The organism is Halolamina salina (assembly GCF_042678005.1).
GTDB lineage: Archaea > Halobacteriota > Halobacteria > Halobacteriales > Haloferacaceae > Halolamina > Halolamina salina.
The window spans coordinates 1,003-1,315 of the sequence record NZ_JBHUDH010000085.1; the positions used below are offsets into that span (position 1 = coordinate 1,003).

General features: G+C 69.6%; 1 protein-coding gene. It reads right to left on the reverse strand.

The genetic code is table 11. The annotated features are described in order from the left end of the window. Positions 1–313: 3-dehydroquinate synthase II (locus ACFR9S_RS08355; protein ID WP_379818414.1), on the reverse strand; the 313-nt coding region annotated here is incomplete at both ends.

Genomic DNA, 313 nt, shown 5'->3' on the forward strand with positions numbered 1-313 from the left:
GGTTCTCGAGCGGGATGATGTCCCAGTCCTCCGTGGCGACGATGGTGTACTCGGCGTCGCGGGCGGCCTCCTCCGCGAACTCCTCGTAGTCCTCGTCGAACACGCGGACGTAGGACCCCTGCGCGCGGTCGTCCGAGCGTCGGAGCGTCGTCAGGTCCGCCGAGCCGGAGAAGTCCGAGGGGAGGTCGACGGTCCCGTCGCCCTCGCCCTCCTTCCCGACGACGTAGATGTCGGGCTCGGTGTCGCGGCTGGCGTCGACGATCTCGGCCTCGTGGTCGCCGGCGTCCTTGAACGCCGCAATGTTGACGCTGCC